At 62.7% G+C, this 898-nt stretch carries 1 protein-coding gene; it reads right to left on the bottom strand.

Going from position 1 to position 898, the window contains the following annotated elements; all coding sequences use genetic code 11:
- Positions 1–179: 179 nt before the first annotated feature.
- Positions 180–898 (bottom strand): recombinase RecA (gene recA, locus AC1DVM_RS23195; RefSeq protein ID WP_477258502.1); only part of this gene is annotated, 719 nt, incomplete at its 5' end.

Genomic DNA, 898 nt, shown 5'->3' with positions numbered 1-898 from the left:
CGCCAAGGCTTGCAACCCGTACCCAGCAATTCACCCTTCACCCTTCACCCTAACGCTTATCTCCTCACTCCCTGCCTACACACAACTCACCACTCACCACCCACCATTCCCCCAACGCAAAAGACCGCCGCGATCTCTCGCGACGGCCTTTGGTTTGCCCTTGAAGGAGAGCGAAATCGTTATGCGGCGCCCTCATCGAGGTCGTCCGCCGTGGGGGTGGCCTGATCGAGGATGCGGTCGGCGAGGAGGCCGGCATTCTGGCGGATGAGGCCTTCGATCTTGTCGGCGATTTCCGGGTTGTCGCGCAGGAACTGCTTGGAGTTCTCCCGTCCTTGGCCGAGGCGCTGGCTGTCGTAGGAGAACCATGCGCCGGATTTCTCCACGATGCCGGCCTTCACGCCGAGATCGATGAGTTCGCCGACCTTGGACACGCCTTCGCCGAACATGATGTCGAACTCGACCTGTTTGAAGGGCGGCGCGACCTTGTTCTTGACCACCTTCACGCGCACCGAGTTGCCGATCGGATCATCGCGATCCTTCAGGGTCGAGACGCGGCGGATGTCGAGGCGAACGGAGGCGTAGAATTTCAGCGCGTTGCCGCCCGTCGTCGTCTCGGGCGAACCGTACATCACGCCGATCTTCATGCGGATCTGGTTGATGAAGATCACCATGGTGTTCGACCGCGAGATCGAACCGGTGAGCTTGCGCAGGGCCTGGCTCATCAGTCGGGCCTGAAGGCCCGGCTGCACGTCGCCCATCTCGCCGTCGAGCTCAGCCTTCGGCGTCAGCGCCGCCACCGAGTCGATGACCAGCACGTCGATGGCGCCCGAGCGCACCAGCGTGTCGCAGATCTCGAGCGCCTGCTCGCCGGTATCGGGCTGCGAGATCAGGAGATCGT

Source organism: Microvirga sp. P4_A5, assembly GCF_056402495.1.
Note: the sequence above shows the minus strand (reverse complement) of the source record. Positions and strands in the feature narration are given on the sequence as shown.